The sequence below is a fragment of the Altererythrobacter chaiwopuensis genome (assembly GCF_054957755.1).
The window spans coordinates 1380601-1395776 of the sequence record NZ_JBTXJG010000001.1 but is presented as its reverse complement, the minus strand read 5'-3'; the positions used below and the strand labels follow the sequence as shown (position 1 = coordinate 1395776).

At 61.2% G+C, this 15176-nt stretch carries 11 protein-coding genes; 10 read left to right on the top strand and 1 reads right to left on the bottom strand.

What is annotated here, in order from left to right; all coding sequences use genetic code 11:
• Nucleotides 1-64 precede the first annotated feature (64 nt).
• The 7 genes from hisG to ACX2DJ_RS06790 all read left to right on the top strand — a co-directional run bounded on the left by hisG (nt 65) and on the right by ACX2DJ_RS06790 (nt 8771).
• On the top strand, nt 65-733 hold the full coding sequence (gene hisG / locus ACX2DJ_RS06820; protein WP_462571708.1) for an ATP phosphoribosyltransferase: 669 nt from the start codon (nt 65-67) through the stop codon (nt 731-733).
• Nucleotides 733-2022 carry a histidinol dehydrogenase gene (hisD, locus tag ACX2DJ_RS06815; protein ID WP_462571707.1) on the top strand — a complete coding sequence of 430 codons (1290 nt, stop codon included), beginning with the start codon at nt 733-735 and terminating at the stop codon, nt 2020-2022. Before hisG ends, hisD begins: the two co-directional genes overlap by 1 nt.
• Entirely contained in the window at nt 2019-2471 is a 453-nt protein-coding gene (nusB, locus tag ACX2DJ_RS06810) for a transcription antitermination factor NusB (protein WP_462571706.1), read from the top strand. Before hisD ends, nusB begins: the two co-directional genes overlap by 4 nt.
• A 23-nt stretch (nt 2472-2494) precedes the next feature.
• The gene (thiL, locus tag ACX2DJ_RS06805; RefSeq protein WP_462571705.1) at nt 2495-3322 is read left to right on the top strand and encodes a thiamine-phosphate kinase; all 828 of its coding nucleotides are present in this window, start codon (nt 2495-2497) and stop codon (nt 3320-3322) included.
• A 154-nt stretch (nt 3323-3476) separates the two neighbouring features.
• Nucleotides 3477-5591 (top strand): sodium-translocating pyrophosphatase, encoded by a 2115-nt coding sequence (locus tag ACX2DJ_RS06800; protein WP_462571704.1) that lies wholly within the window; start codon nt 3477-3479, stop codon nt 5589-5591.
• Between the two features lie 123 nt (nt 5592-5714).
• Complete coding sequence (locus ACX2DJ_RS06795) at nt 5715-7781, top strand: alpha/beta hydrolase family protein (protein WP_462571703.1); 2067 nt, start codon at nt 5715-5717, stop codon at nt 7779-7781.
• Nucleotides 7782-7853: 72 nt separating this feature from the next.
• Nucleotides 7854-8771: an acyl-CoA thioesterase gene (locus tag ACX2DJ_RS06790; RefSeq protein ID WP_462571702.1), complete on the top strand. Its 918-nt coding sequence runs from the start codon at nt 7854-7856 to the stop codon at nt 8769-8771.
• Nucleotides 8772-8777: 6 nt separating this feature from the next.
• On the opposite strand, the gene ACX2DJ_RS06785 is transcribed toward ACX2DJ_RS06790, so the two are convergent.
• On the bottom strand, nt 8778-9593 hold the full coding sequence (locus ACX2DJ_RS06785) for a universal stress protein (protein WP_462571701.1): 816 nt from the start codon (nt 9591-9593) through the stop codon (nt 8778-8780).
• Nucleotides 9594-9936: 343 nt separating this feature from the next.
• On the opposite strand from ACX2DJ_RS06785, the gene ACX2DJ_RS06780 reads away from it, so the two are divergent.
• The 3 genes from ACX2DJ_RS06780 (at nt 9937) to ACX2DJ_RS06770 (ending at nt 15175) form a co-directional block, all read left to right on the top strand.
• Nucleotides 9937-11394, top strand: coding sequence for a carotenoid oxygenase family protein (locus ACX2DJ_RS06780; RefSeq protein ID WP_462571700.1), 1458 nt, complete (start codon nt 9937-9939; stop codon nt 11392-11394).
• 148 nt (nt 11395-11542) lie between these two features.
• Nucleotides 11543-13063: a spinster family MFS transporter gene (locus tag ACX2DJ_RS06775; RefSeq protein ID WP_462571699.1), complete on the top strand. Its 1521-nt coding sequence runs from the start codon at nt 11543-11545 to the stop codon at nt 13061-13063.
• Nucleotides 13064-13309: 246 nt separating this feature from the next.
• The gene (locus tag ACX2DJ_RS06770; RefSeq protein ID WP_462571698.1) at nt 13310-15175 is read left to right on the top strand and encodes a DEAD/DEAH box helicase; all 1866 of its coding nucleotides are present in this window, start codon (nt 13310-13312) and stop codon (nt 15173-15175) included.
• The last annotated feature ends 1 nt before the right edge of the window (nt 15176 follow it).

Genomic DNA, 15176 nt, shown 5'->3' with positions numbered 1-15176 from the left:
CCAAGTGCCCGAAAGCTCCTTTTCATTGCCCTTTCCTCGCCCAATGCCTAAGTGCCGCGGCGCTATGACTGACACCGCCGCCACTCAGCTGACTTTCGCCATTCCCAAGGGGCGCATTCTCGACGAAGCGCTGCCGGTAATGGCACGCGCGGGTGTGGTGCCGGAAGATGCCTTTCACGACAAGGGCAATCGCTCGCTGAGTTTCTCCACCAATCGCACCGACATGCGCCTGATCCGCGTGCGTGCCTTTGATGTCGCGACATTCGTCGCCCATGGCGCGGCACAGGTGGGCATTGTGGGATCGGATGTGATCGAGGAATTCGACTATGCCGATCTCTATGCTCCGGTCGATCTCGATATCGGGCACTGCCGCCTTTCGGTGGCGCGCGTGGCGGGCGATGAGGGCGTAGGTGGCCACGCAAGCCATCTGCGCGTCGCAACAAAATATCCCAATCTCACCCGCAAGCACTTCGAGGCCAGGGGCATCCAGGCCGAATGCGTCAAGCTCAATGGCGCGATGGAGCTCGCACCATCGCTGGGCCTTGCGCGGCAAATCGTCGACCTGGTTTCGAGCGGGCAGACACTCAAGGATAACGGCCTGGTCGAGACGGACCGCATCATCGACATTTCTGCGCGGCTGATCGTCAATCGCGCTGCACTCAAGACCGATCCGCGCGTGGCCGAGCTGGTCGCGGCATTCCGCAAGACCACTGAAGAGCAGGCGGCGGGCTGATGCAGCGTTTGGTTTCCTCCGCTGCCGGGTTTGCGGCTCAGTTTGACGCGCTGGTCAATGCGCGGCGCGAAAGCGACAGCGATGTCAGCGGCGACGTGGCGCGGATCCTTGCTGATGTCAAAGATCGGGGCGATGCGGCACTGGCTGAATATTCGGAGCGCTTCGACAGCTATGAGCTTGCCGATGACAGCGACTGGAGCATTTCCGCCGCCGAGTGCCGCGCCGCCTATGACGCGCTGGGCGGCGAACTGCGCGGCGCGCTGGAACTCGCGGCAGAGCGCATCCGTGCCTATCACGCTGACCAGCTGCCGACTGACCGGGACTTCACCGATCACGCGGGCGTGCGCCAGGGCGCGATCTGGCGCGCGGTCGACGCTGCGGGCTTATATGTGCCGGGCGGGCGCGCGGCCTATCCCTCTTCTCTGCTGATGAACGCCATCCCCGCCAAAGTTGCCGGGGTCGAGCGGCTGGTGGTCGTCACCCCCACGCCGCATGGCAAGGCCAACCCGCTGGTGCTGGCCGCAGCGCATATCGCGGGCGTGGACGAAATCTGGCGCGTGGGCGGAGCGCAGGCGGTGGCCGCGCTTGCCTATGGCACGCAGCGGATCAGGCCGGTCGATGTGATCACCGGGCCGGGCAATTCCTGGGTCGCGGAGGCCAAGCGCCAGCTTTTCGGCGTGGTCGGCATCGATATGGTGGCTGGGCCAAGCGAAATTCTGGTGATCGCTGACAGGCACAACCGGGCAGACTGGATCGCAGCCGATTTGCTCAGCCAGGCCGAGCATGATCCGACCTCGCAATCAATCCTCATCACTGACAATAGCGGTTTTGCAGACGAGGTAGCCGCGCAGATTGAAGCGCAGCTGGCCGAGCTTGCGACCACCGAAACCGCCACCGCCAGCTGGCAGGCCAATGGCGCGATCATCGTGGTGGACACGCTCGATGAAGCCGTACCGCTCGCCAATCGCCTCGCCGCCGAACATGTCGAGCTGGCCGTGGCCAAGCCCGAACCGCTGCTGCGCGCGATCCGCCACGCGGGCAGCGTGTTCCTGGGCCGGATGACACCAGAGGCGATCGGCGATTATGTTGCCGGGCCTAACCATGTGCTGCCCACCGGGCGCCGCGCACGTTTCGCCAGCGGCCTGTCCGTGCTAGACTTCATGAAGCGTACCAGCTTCATCGCACTGGATGAGGTGTCGCTCGGCAAAGTGGGGCCCGCCGCAGTCGCGCTGGCCCATGCAGAAGGCCTGCCCGCACACGCCAAATCGGTCGAATTGAGGCTCAAATGAAAATTCCTGCCCGCTCGCAAGCCCGGTCTGCAGCCCGACTGGCCGCAGTCCAGGCGGTTTACCAGCAGCATATGGAAGGCACCGCGCTTGCGCGACTGCTGAATGAATTCCACCAGCATCGGCTGGGCATGGAGATCGACGACGAGCAATATGCAGCGGCCGAGGTCGATTTCTTCGACGATCTGGTATCGGGCGTGGATGCGCGGCGCGAAGAGATCGACGAAAAGCTCACCGGCAAACTGGCACAGGGCTGGACGCTGGCGCGGCTCGACAAGACCATGCTGCAGATCCTGCGCTGCGGCACTTACGAATTGATTGCACGTGCAGATGTCCCGGTTGCGAGTGCAATCAACGAATATGTCGATGTCGCCAAGGCGTTCTTCGATGATCGCGAGGCGAAATTCGTCAACGGCATTCTCGATGCCGTGGCCAAGGATGTGCGGCCATAGACGAGCACACCTTCATCGCTGCCTTGCGCAAACTGCCGCTCCACGCGGGCGCGCGCGAGCTGGAAGATGACTGCGCTGTACTGGAATTCGGCGGAGAAACGCTGGTCATCACTCACGACATGATGGCGGAGGGGACGCATTTCCCGTCCGGTGCCGACATGGCCGATGTCGCGTGGAAGCTGGTGGCGGTGAACCTGTCGGATCTCGCGGCCAAGGGCGCTCAGCCAATCGGCGTCTTGCTGGGCCACAGCCTTGGCGCGGGCGACCAGCGTTTCCTGGATGGACTGCGCGAAGCACTTGAAACATATCATGCTCCCCTGCTTGGCGGCGATACGATCCGCAGCCACGGCCCGCGCAGTTTCGGACTTACCGCGATCGGCCGGGCAACGCATCTGCCTGTGCCTTCGCGCAGCGGCGCGCAGCCGGGCGACCTGGTTTATGTCACCGGCACGCTGGGCCGCGCAATGCTGGGCTTTGAGGGCGATGCGATGCACGCCATGGCCTATTTGCGGCCCCATCCGCTGCTCGATGAAGGCCTTGCGCTCGCACCGCATGTGACAGCCATGATGGACATTTCGGATGGCCTGTTGCTCGATGCATGGCGCATGGCCAGTGCAAGCAGCGCGACCATCGCTATCGACAGCATCCGCGTGCCCGTTGCCGCGCAGGATCGGCGCGAGGAATGCCTGCGCTGGGGCGATGACTATCAACTGCTGTTCACACTGCCACAAGGTGTCGAGCCACCGGTCGAGTGCACGCGCATCGGCACAGTCGAGCCGCCTGGCTTCGCTTCGCTTGTGCTGGACGGCCACCCGCTGATCAACCAGGCAGGTCTTGGCTACCAGCACTGACCCACCTTGGTGAAACTGGTGAAAGCAAGGTGAGTTGGCGGGATTCCACCGATTCCACCCTTGTCACCGCCGTCGCATCGCCTATAGCCAGCGCCACCTATCGCCTCTGCGTTCGCGGAGGCGCTTTTCCACGTGGGCAAGAGGGGAAGAGTTCGTGGACCTTATTCAGATCTCAATTGTGCTGGGGCTACTCGCCATCGTGTATGGCTTCGTCACCAGCCGCCAGGTTCTCGGCGCAGATGCCGGGAACGCAAAAATGCAGGAAATCGCCGGCGCCATTCAGGAAGGCGCCCAGGCCTATCTCAAGCGTCAGTACACCACCATCGCCGTGGTCGGCGTGGCGGTGGCGGTGATCGTTGCCTATTTCCTCGGCACCATCAGCGCGACCGGCTTCGTGATCGGCGCGATCCTTTCGGGTGTGGCGGGCTTCATCGGCATGAACATCTCGGTGCGCGCCAATGTCCGCACCGCACAGGCTGCAAGCAAGGGCCTGCAGGAAGGCCTGACGCTGGCCTTCCGCGCTGGCGCGATCACCGGCATGCTGGTGGCCGGCCTCGCGTTGCTCGCGATTGCTGTGTTCTACTGGTATCTCACCGGTCCGGGCGGCTATACCGTTGGCGGTGAAGATCGTACCGTTGTCGACGCCCTTGTCGCGCTCGCCTTCGGCGCATCGCTGATCTCGATTTTCGCGCGTCTGGGCGGCGGCATCTTCACCAAGGCTGCCGATGTCGGCGCCGATTTGGTCGGCAAGGTCGAAGCAGGTATCCCCGAAGACGATCCGCGCAACCCGGCGGTGATCGCCGACAACGTGGGTGACAATGTGGGTGACTGCGCCGGCATGGCGGCCGACCTGTTCGAAACCTATGTCGTGACCGTTGGCGCCACCATGGTGCTGACCGCGCTGCTGCTCAAGACTTCTGCCGTGCTCGAAGGGCTGATGGCGCTTCCGCTGCTGATTGGCGGCGTGTGCATCGTCACCAGCATCATCGGCACCTATTTCGTCCGTCTAGGCGGCGGCACCAATGTCATGGGCGCAATGTACAAGGGCTTCCTTGTCAGCGCGGTTCTGGCTGTGCCGGCCATCTGGGTTTCGACCGACGTGGCGCTGGGCAGCATGGAAGCCGTTGTCGCCAGCGTGAACGGCAATGATATTACCGGCCGCGCACTGTTCTATTGCGCACTGCTAGGCCTTGTCATCACTGGCCTCATCATCTGGATCACCGAGTATTACACCGGCACAGGTTTCCGTCCGGTCCGCTCGATTGCCAAGGCATCGGAAACGGGCCACGGCACCAATGTAATCCAGGGGCTGGCCATCAGCCTTGAAGCGACCGCGCTGCCGACCATCGTCATCGTGGCGGGCATCATCATCGCATATCAGCTCGCAGGCCTGATCGGCATCGCCTATGCGGCGACCGCCATGCTTGCCCTTGCCGGCATGGTCGTGGCGCTTGATGCCTATGGGCCTGTGACGGACAACGCGGGCGGTATCGCCGAAATGGCCGGGCTGGACGATAGCGTCCGTGACAAGACCGACTTGCTCGACGCTGTGGGCAACACCACCAAGGCTGTGACCAAGGGTTACGCGATCGGTTCGGCGGGGCTTGCTGCGCTGGTGCTGTTCGCTGCCTATACCACCGACCTCAAGGAGTTCTTCCCGAACCTGACGGTCGATTTCAGCCTTGAGAACCCCTATGTCATCGTCGGACTGCTGCTCGGCGCGCTGCTCCCGTACCTGTTCGGTGCGATGGGCATGACTGCCGTGGGCCGCGCTGCGGGTGATGTGGTGATCGACGTGCGTGACCAGTTCGCCAATGATCCGGGCATCATGGAAGGCACAAGCCGTCCGAACTATGCCCGCACGGTTGATCTCGTCACCAAGGCGGCGATCAAGGAAATGATCATTCCGTCGCTGCTTCCGGTGCTTGCGCCGATTGTGGTGTACTTTGTGATCACCGCGATCGCAGGTCAGGTTAACGGCTTTGCCGCACTTGGCGCATTGCTGCTGGGCGTGATCGTGAGCGGCCTGTTCGTGGCTCTTTCGATGACTGCGGGCGGCGGTGCGTGGGACAACGCCAAGAAATACATCGAAGACGGCAACCACGGCGGCAAGGGCTCCGAAGCCCACAAGGCAGCCGTAACCGGCGATACCGTGGGTGATCCGTACAAGGACACCGCAGGTCCCGCCGTGAACCCGATGATCAAGATCACCAACATCGTGGCACTGTTGCTGCTGGCGGCTCTCGCCGGTGGTCACGCCGCGATCTAGGACAAACCCGATCATTTGGGGACTTCAAGCCCTGCCCGGCGCAATCCGGGCGGGGTTTTTCTTGCGAATGAGAGACTTCGCCTTAGTATTGCAATGGATTATTGAATGAGGGGCTGAATCAGGATGCACATTTTCAAACAGTCAGGCAGGTGGATTGCAGCCACTGCAGCTCCGCTGGCGCTCTCGCTATCCTTTGCCGGATTCGGCGAAGTTTCAGCGCAGGAGGTTGCCGCACCGCAAGTGCCGCAAACCGTCGAGAACCGTATTCCAGTCGCCGAATTTGTAAAGAAGGCGAACATGCGCAATCCGCGCATCTCGCCCGACGGCAAATATCTGGCCTATCTTGCCGGCAGTAATGGTCGCGAGGTGCTTGTTCTGCTCAATCTGGACAGCCTGATGCTTGAACCCATCCTGGCAGCAGAGGAAGTGCGCGAGACAGGCGACCGAACGATGGCCGGTTTCCGATGGATCGGCAACCGTCACATAGTGATGACCATCATTTCGCGAGAAGATCTGGGATCGGGGCTTGTCGATTTTCGACGTCTTGTTGCCTACGATATCGATAGCGGAGAGATGATAAACCAGGCTTGGAGAGGATCAGGCGGGGATGCCGGACAGATCCTGCATATGGACCATTCAACCGGCACCTATCTGCTGCAAAGGGATTCAGTGGCAAACTCGACCGAGCGATGGGGCTTTCCCGAGGTTCTGGAAGTCAACGTTGATACCGGTAAGTACAGGATAGTCCAGCGTACCAATCCGATTGTCAGGGGGTGGGCGGCTGATAGCCAGGGCAATGTCCGCATCGGCTTCAGCAGGGACCCTGACAATGGCAAATTCCGGATGCTCTACAGGGGCGAAAGCGTTCGGAATTTCAAGACGGTCTACAATGAAGCCGATGAGACCTTTACCGAATCCATCCCTGCGCCAGAACTGTTCATACCCGGCACCGATCTGGCCTATGTTACCTCGCGCCATGAAGGTTTTACGAAGCTGTACAAGCTCAACCTGACGACCATGGAAACCGTCGAGACCGTGTTCGAAACGGAGGGATTCGATCTTCAAGGCCTCATAACAGATCAGGAAAACGGCATTTTGCTCGGATACCGCACATTCGACGGCGAATTGAAAACCAAATTCACCGATGCAACGCACACGGCGATCCTGTCGATGCTTGAAGAGGTTTTCGGGCCTGACGAAGTGTCGATCGTTGATTATACCAGCGATCTGGAGCGCATAGTCGTATTTGCCGGAGGCACCAAGCGCGCGGGCGGATTCTACCTGTTCGATACTCGTACGGGCGCGTTGCGATTGCTGAATTGGTTGCGTGATTCATTAAAGGATGCCCCGCTCAATCCGGTAAGGGCCGAATGGTACACAGCCAGCGATGGAACCAGGATACAAGCTATCATCACCTATCCGCGCCATCGTTTAGGACAAACCAACCTGCCGGTTGTGGTTATGCCCCACGGTGGGCCGTTCGGTGTCATATCGGCAACCAATCAAACCGAACCATGGAACCAGCCACTGGCTGAACAAGGCTATGTGGTAATCCAGCCCAATTATCGCGGTTCGGGCGGCTACGGGAAGGAGTTCGAGAAATTGGGCAGGGAGCCTGGCGGTTATGGCAAGCGGATGCAGGACGATCTCAACGATCTGCTTAGCTATTTCCGAGAAACGGGCCTGATTGACCCTGATCGCGCCTGCATCATGGGCTGGTCCTATGGAGGATATGCGGCAGCTCGTGGTGCTCAACGCGATCCGGACGTGTGGAAATGTGCCATCGCCGGTGCGGGAGTATATGACATGCCCCTAATGAATGCCTGGGATGCCAAGAACCTCGGGCGGTTCAGCAGCGGATTTCAAGCCACGTCTGACGATCCCGAAGGTATTTCTTCGGCTCGCAATACCGACGGCAAATGGGCCCCCATTCTGATCGTAACCGCTAAGCGGGATGCGCGAATTCCGATGGAGCAGGCCGAAACTCTGGTGAAGAATCTGCGCAATTCAGGCAAGATCGAAGGCCGCGATTTTCGTTATATCGTACAGGAACAGGGCACACACAACTTGCCTTATGACGATGTTCATATCCAATGGATCGAGGAAGCATATTCATGGCTGGAGCGATACAATCCGGCCTATCTGCCACAAGATGGCAATGCCCCGCCACCTCTGGCCAGGCTGAACTGATCCAGCTAGGAATTGTTGTCTTCCTTTTGATAGTTTGACCTTGGTGAGGACACGCCGCAAGGGAACCGCACCATGGCCAAAGCAACTTCAGAATCGCCCTCGCCCGAGCAGCTTGTTGCGGGGCTTGTGAAACTGCTGACGGTTGAGCCAGGCGAAGACAATCATTTCACCGGACGCCCGCAAAAAGGCGGCGTGGGCCGCGTGTTCGGCGGGCAGGTGATCGCGCAGGCGCTGCAGGCGGCGCAAGCGACCGTGGGTGAAGGCAAGCAGGCCCATTCGCTGCACGCCTATTTCCTGCGCGGGGGCAAGGAAGGCCCGCCGATCAGCTATGCTGTGGCAGCAGATTTCGATGGGCGCAGCTTTGCCAATCGGCGAGTGGTGGCCAGCCAGGTGGAACAGGATGGCGCCAGCCGCCCGATCCTGAACCTCACGGCCAGCTTCCAGACACCCGAACCGGGACTGGAGCATGACGATTACACCATGCCCGATGTCCCGCCGCCCGAAGACCTGCGCAGCGATATGGAATTGCGGCGCGAATATGCCGCGAAGGCCGGAATCAGCGGCGCGATGCGCGAAACCATGCTCCGCCCCCGGCCGATCGAAATGCGCACCACCGACAAGCTGCACTGGATGAACGCCGAGCCACGCGAACCCCGCGCGCATAGCTGGTTCAAGGCTGCGGCACCCCTGCCCGATGATCCGGCATTGCACCGCGCGGTGATCGCCTATGCCAGCGATTTCACCCTGCTTGGCACCAGCGCACTGCCGCACGGCCTCAGCTGGATGCGCGGCGAATTGACCGGTGCCAGCCTGGATCACGCGCTGTGGTTCCACCGCCCCGCCCGCGCCGACGAGTGGCTGCTCTACGCCACCGATGCTCCCTGGAGTGGCGGTGGCCGGGGATTCAACCGCGGGCGGATACTCAACCGCGCGGGCGAACTGGTCGCCAGCGTGGCCCAGGAAGGCATGATCCGCAGGCGGAACTCCTGATCCGGCTCAGTGTGCGAGCAGGATCGGGATTTGCGGGTCGGTCAGTGCCTTGCGCGTTACCCCGCCCAGCAGCAGTTCGGCCAGGCGCGAATGGCCAAAGGCTCCCATAACCATATAGCCGCACCCGCGCACCTGCGCTGCTGCAACCAATGTATCCGGAATGGAGGCGTCCCCTTGCGGGATTTCGACGATTTCGGACCGAATACCATGACGGCTGAGATATTCCGCGCCCTCCACCGGTGGGAAGTCATAACGCACCTTGGAATTTTCTTCCGTTACCGTGGCAAGATAGACCTTGCTCGCCTTGGTCAATAACGGAACCGAAGCACGCAGAGCCACACAGGCTTCGGTCGAGCCGTTCCATGCAACCAGCGCCGGACCGCCGCAGTCGAGCGATTTCTGGTCATTGGGCACCACCAGCACGGGCGTGCGCGAATGGATCAACAGGTCGCCCACCATGCGCGAGGGGCGCGGCCCGTTCTCGCCAATATCATTGGGGCCAACCACTACCACGTCGTTGATCGCCGATTTCTCCAGCAACCGGCTTTCCGCCATGCCGAACTGGAAAATCCACTCCCACGAGGCATCCTCATTCGCCAGATCGATCTCGACTTGCTTGCGCAGCGCTTCGGCATTCTCGCGGATCACCGGCATCGCTGCCGCCATCGCCGAGCCGTAGAAGTCACCCGGGGCGAAAATCTCGTAAGTCACCGATTGCAGACAGGTAATATGCCCGCCGAACGCACGTGCCAGATCGAGCGCCGCCTGTATGCGCGCTTCCAGTCCGGCGTCGTCATTGATGTGCAGCAAGATTGATTTCATCGCGGCTCTCCTCCGGTTCGGCAAGTTTGCGACTCACCCTGTCTAACACGATTAGGGTTAGAATGAACGGGGCAAGCTTCATTGATTTCGATCAAAATTTTTAAGTTCGCTGCGCGCGGCATCCAACCAGATGGAACACATGGAACACTGTCTATGTTCCAAAAAAATGCCCTGGCCATGCAAGGGTGCGAGTGATGGTCCGTATGGATCTTGCAGCACAATTTCATGACGCCAGGCTAGCGACAAGGGCTGGAGTAGGAAACGCGGCAAGGCCGGCCTGTGCCATACCTCCTCTTGCATCGCCGCGCCCTCCGGCGCATCATTTCGCAGGAGAGGATTGCCAATGCAGATCACCCGCCAAGCACCGCTGAAATACACGCTCGAACCATCGAACCACCCCTATCTCTCCGGCGCCTGGACTCCGCTGCACGAAGAGATAACGGTTGACGCGCTGGAAGTGATCGAAGGCGAAGTGCCGCTGGATATTGACGGCATATATCTGCGCAACACCGAAAACCCGGTGCACCAGCCGCTTGGCCGCCATCATCCTTTCGATGGCGATGCCATGATCCACCAGGTCAGCATTTCGGGCGGCAAGGTCAGCTATCGCAACCGTTTCGTGCGCACCCATTGTTTCACTGAAGAGCAGATTGCCGGACAGTCGCTATGGGGGGGGTTGATGGACCCACCGGGCACGTCGAAGCGCCCCGGCTTCGGCGCACATGGGGGCCTGAAGGACACCGGCAGCACCGACATCGTGGTCCATGCCGGCGTGGCCTATGCCACCTTCTACCAGTGCGGGGAGGCGTGGATGCTCGATCCCGTCACGCTGGAAAACCTGGGCAAGGCACCATGGGGGCCGCTCGACGGCGTTTCCGCCCATCCCAAGGTGGACGAGGAAACCGGAGAGCTGATGTTCTTCAACTACGGCGTCCATGCCCCCTACATGCATTATGGCGTGGTCGATCGGCGCGGAAAGCTGGTTCATTACGTGCCTATCCCGCTACCCGGCCCGCGCCTGCCGCATGACATGGCGATCACCAAAAACTGGTCGATCCTGAATGACATGCCGCTGTTCTGGGACGCGGAGGCGCTGGCGCGCGATATTCACGCTGCGCGGCTGCACGATGGCCTGCCCACCCGCTTCGCGCTGATCCCGCGCCATGGCCAGCCGGAAGATATCCGCTGGTTCGAGGCCGAGCCGACCTATGTGCTCCATTGGACCAACGCCTATGAAGAGGGCGACGAGGTAGTGCTGGAAGGCTATCACCAGTCCTGCCCCATGCCTGAGCCGATCGCGGAATTCGGGCGATATGCGCATATGATGGCCTATGTCGACGAGCACAGCTTCCAGTGCCGGCTGCATCGCTGGCGCTTCAACCTGAAGACAGGCGAAACGCGCGAAGAGCGCCTCAGCGACCGGATCGTCGAATTCGGGATGATCAATCCCGACTACGCGATGAAGAAGAGCCGTTACGTCTGGTCGACCACCAGCAAGCCCGGCTGGTTCCTGTTCAACGGCTATTGCCGACAAGATACCGAGACCGGCGAGGAGCAGGTCTATGAATTGCCCAAGGGGGTTTATGCCAGCGAAAGCCCGGTCGTGCCCCGCAAGGGCGCTATGTCCGAGGACGATGCATATCTCGTCACTTTCCTGATTGATGAGAACAAGGGCACCAGCGAATTCGCCATTCTCGACGCCAGCGACGTGACCAAGGGGCCGATCTGCCGCTTGGCGCTGCCGCACAAGATTTCGAGCGGCGTCCATTCGACATGGGTCGAGCGGGGAATGCTGGGATGAGCGGCTGAATGTCCGATAATGGGTGGGGGTGCCGACTCATCTCATATAGCTTTACCTGTTGCTCAAATGCTCAGAAGGTGCACCAATGCGATGGCCCAACCGGGCAAACTCCAGTGTCAAATCGACATGGATCTCTTGGGAGAATTTGATGGGCCAAGCGACGGTGCAAGCATCAACAAATGTTGCTCCCGCATCTGACGGTTTCGGATCTCCGGGCTATCGGTCCTATGTGCTCAGTGCACTGCTTATCGTCTATATCTTCAACTTCATCGACCGAACGATCGTCAATATTCTGACTGAGCCGATCAAGCTCAGTTTCGGCCTTGAGGACTGGCAGATGGGAATGCTGGGCGGGCCAGCATTTGCCGTGCTTTACACATTTATTGGCATCCCGATAGCGCGCGGCGCAGAGCGTTATAACCGGGTAGTCATCATTGCCACAGCCGTAGCGATCTGGAGCCTGTTCACCGCCCTTTGTGGTTTTGCGATGTCGTTCCTTATGCTTTTCCTGTTCCGGGTAGGGGTAAGCATTGGAGAGGCTGGATGCACGCCTCCAGCCCAGTCACTCATTGCGGATTATTTCAAACCTTCACGCCGAGCAACCGCAGTATCGATCTATGCTCTGGGAGTTCCGCTCGGCGGAATGCTGGCGGCGATCTTCGGGGGACAGATAGCTGGCTTGGAGGGTGCGCAATTCGGCGCATGGGTGAATGCAGTCGGCCTTGGCTTCCTGTTCGGTAATCTGGACTGGTCCCAGGTGGAGGGCTGGCGCATCGCCTTCGTGATAGTCGGAGCGCCGGGCCTGCTGCTGTCACTGATCGTCTGGTGCAGCATAAAGGAACCGCCGCGCGGTTATACTGATCCCGCGGCCCTGCAGGGGCTGGCGAAAGCAAGCTTTCGCGAAGCCTTGGCCCTGCTGATGAAAAAACCCGCCTATTGGCACATAGTGACCGGTGCGACGCTTGCCTCTTTTGTTGGCTACGGTGTTGGGCAGTTCACCACTTCTTTCCTGATACGCACGCACGGCCTTTCGATCCAGGACGCCTCGTTGCTCTTCGGCATAATCCTGGGTTTGATGGCCGCGTTGGGCGTATTCGCTTCCGGCTGGCTCGCCGACAAGATGTCGAAACGGCATCCCAACGCACTTTCGTGGCTGCCGGCGCTCGGCATGGGTGCATCCGTGCCGCTTTACGCTTTCGGCTTTCTGGTTGACAATTTGTGGCTGGCGATGCCGCCGCTGATGATCGCGGCGATGATCCATTATTTCTACCTGGGGCCGATGTATGCGGTATCAGGAGGGGTGGTCGACAGCCGGATGCGCGCCACATCGGTCGCAATCACGCTGTTCGTCGTAAACCTGCTCGGCTACGGCCTCGGCCCACCCCTTATCGGGGTGCTCTCGACCTTCTTGAAGACAGTATTCCTGGACGGGCAAGGCCTCGGGCTCACGCTAGAGGCGTGCAAGTCATTGATTACGCTTGCTCCCGAAGCGATACCTCTTCTTAGTGAGGCAGAGAAAACCGCCGTGGCTGCTTGCGCAAGCGCCGAGGCGCGCGGCTTGCAGTGGTCGATTGTCATTTTCATTTGTGGTTATGGTTGGGCCGCGCTGCATTATCTTCTGGCCGGCCGCACTCTGCAGCGTGACATGGTGGCCAATTCCGCCAGCTGAAGAAACGCCAGAGTGCGCAATTGGTGCCGGCAGCGGAACGTCAGTTTCGCTTCGCCACGCCCATTTCGCACCTGCAAAAATAAAACAAGCCAAGCGCGGCTTTTGGCGCTATAGGCCCGCGCAAAGGCGCCGCTGGTGTATCCCGCCGCCCGCCGTTGACTTTCGCGCGAGCCCCTCACCAGCCTCTTGCCTCCATTTCCCTCCCCCGCCGAACCCCGGCGCGGCTACCCACCTTTGCGAGTTTGCATGTCTTTCGAAAATCTACCGCCGATCCTTGCCGAAGCCCTGACCGAACGCGGCTATTCAGCCCCAACCCCGGTCCAGGCGGCCGTGACCGGCCCCGATGCCGCAGGGCGCGACCTGGTTGTTTCGGCGCAAACCGGATCGGGCAAGACCGTTGCCTTCGGCCTTGCCCTGGCAGACGAGCTGCTCGGCGAAATTCGCGGCACACCGCTGACCGAAAGGCCGCTCGCCCTGGTGATCGCGCCCACGCGCGAGCTGGCGCTGCAGGTCAGCCGCGAACTCGGCTGGCTTTACGCCAAGGCGGGCCTGCGCATCGCCACCTGCGTTGGCGGAATGGATGCCAGCAAGGAACGCCGCGCGCTGCGCACGGGCCCGGCCATCGTTGTCGGAACTCCGGGGCGCCTGCGCGATCACCTGGAGCGCGGCGCACTCGATCTCTCCGGCCTTGTCGGCGTGGTGCTGGATGAAGCGGACGAAATGCTCGACATGGGCTTTCGCGAAGACCTCGAGGAAATTCTTGACGCTGCGCCCGACCAGCGCCGCACACTGATGTTTTCCGCCACCATGCCGCCCGCGATCGTTCGCCTGGCCGAACGCTATCAGAGCGGCGCGCTGCGGCTGTCGCTAGCGGACGAAAACCGCGGGCACGGCGATATCAGCTATCAGGCGATCACCGTCGGCCCATCGGAAATCGAGAATGCGGTGGTCAATCTGCTGCGCTTTCACGAGGCTGAAACCGCGATCTGTTTCTGCGCCACGCGCGACAGCGTGCGGCGGCTGCACGCCACATTGCAGAACCGCGGCTTTGGCGTGGTTGCCCTGTCTGGCGAACATTCGCAGTCAGAGCGCAACCAGGCGCTGCAGGCAATGCGTGACCGGCGTGCGCGCGTGTGCGTTGCCACCGATGTCGCGGCGCGCGGTATCGACCTGCCAACGCTGAGCCTGGTGATCCATGTCGAGATCCCGCGCGATGCCGAAACGCTCCAGCACCGTTCGGGCCGCACTGGGCGAGCGGGCAAGAAGGGCATCGCCGCGATTGTGGTGCCGTATAACCGCCGCAAGCGGGTGGAGAGCATGCTGCGCGGCGCGCGGATCGAGGCCGCGTGGATGGGTGCGCCGACCGTGGAGGCGATCCGCAAGAAGGATCATGACCGGTTGATGGAAAAGCTCACCGCTCCGACCGAATATGAGGACGATGACCGCGAGCTGGCGGCCGAACTGATGGGCAAGCTGCCCGCCGAGGATATTGCTGCCGCACTGGTTCAGGCGCACCGCGCCAAGATGCCGCAGCCGGAAGAACTGCTCGCCAATACGCCCGAAGCGCGCGAGAAGGCCCAGGCCGAGCGGCACCGCCCCGGTTTCGAAGACGTGGTGTGGTTCAAGATGGGAATCGGTCGCCGCCAAAGCGCCGAACCGCGCTGGATCCTGCCGCTGATCTGCCGCCGCGGCCACATTACCCGCAATGAAATCGGCGCGATCCGCATCGGCCAGCATGAAAGCTGGTTTCAGGTGCCGCGCGCCATTGCTCCGAAATTCGCCGATGCCTTGCGCCGCACCGCCTCGGACGAGGATGAGCAGGATGCGATCGTGATCGAGGAATCGGCTGAGGGCCCGCGCATGGAAGCGCGCGAGAACCGCAAACATGGCGGCCCCGATGCCCGCGACAAGCCATTCCGCAAAGGGCCTGCCGGCAAGCCGCGCGTGCCCTTCAAACGCGACAACAAGGATGGCCCCAAGCCCGACAAGAAGTTCGCCGGCAAGCCCAAGCCAGGATTCAAGGGTAAGGGTGCAGGCAAAGGCGCTTTCAAAAGTGCTGGCAAGGGTCCGGGCAAAGGCGGGGGTAAGCCCGGCGGCCCGAAGCGCGGCTAGG

Coding starts and splice junctions, on each gene's coding strand:
- hisG (WP_462571708.1), top strand. CDS start 65: ATGACTGACACCGCCGCCACTCAGCTGACTTTCGCCATTCCCAAGGGG.
- hisD (WP_462571707.1), top strand. CDS start 733: ATGCAGCGTTTGGTTTCCTCCGCTGCCGGGTTTGCGGCTCAGTTTGAC.
- nusB (WP_462571706.1), top strand. CDS start 2,019: ATGAAAATTCCTGCCCGCTCGCAAGCCCGGTCTGCAGCCCGACTGGCC.
- ACX2DJ_RS06795 (WP_462571703.1), top strand. CDS start 5,715: ATGCACATTTTCAAACAGTCAGGCAGGTGGATTGCAGCCACTGCAGCT.
- ACX2DJ_RS06790 (WP_462571702.1), top strand. CDS start 7,854: ATGGCCAAAGCAACTTCAGAATCGCCCTCGCCCGAGCAGCTTGTTGCG.
- ACX2DJ_RS06785 (WP_462571701.1), bottom strand. CDS start 9,593: ATGAAATCAATCTTGCTGCACATCAATGACGACGCCGGACTGGAAGCG.
- ACX2DJ_RS06780 (WP_462571700.1), top strand. CDS start 9,937: ATGCAGATCACCCGCCAAGCACCGCTGAAATACACGCTCGAACCATCG.
- ACX2DJ_RS06775 (WP_462571699.1), top strand. CDS start 11,543: ATGGGCCAAGCGACGGTGCAAGCATCAACAAATGTTGCTCCCGCATCT.
- ACX2DJ_RS06770 (WP_462571698.1), top strand. CDS start 13,310: ATGTCTTTCGAAAATCTACCGCCGATCCTTGCCGAAGCCCTGACCGAA.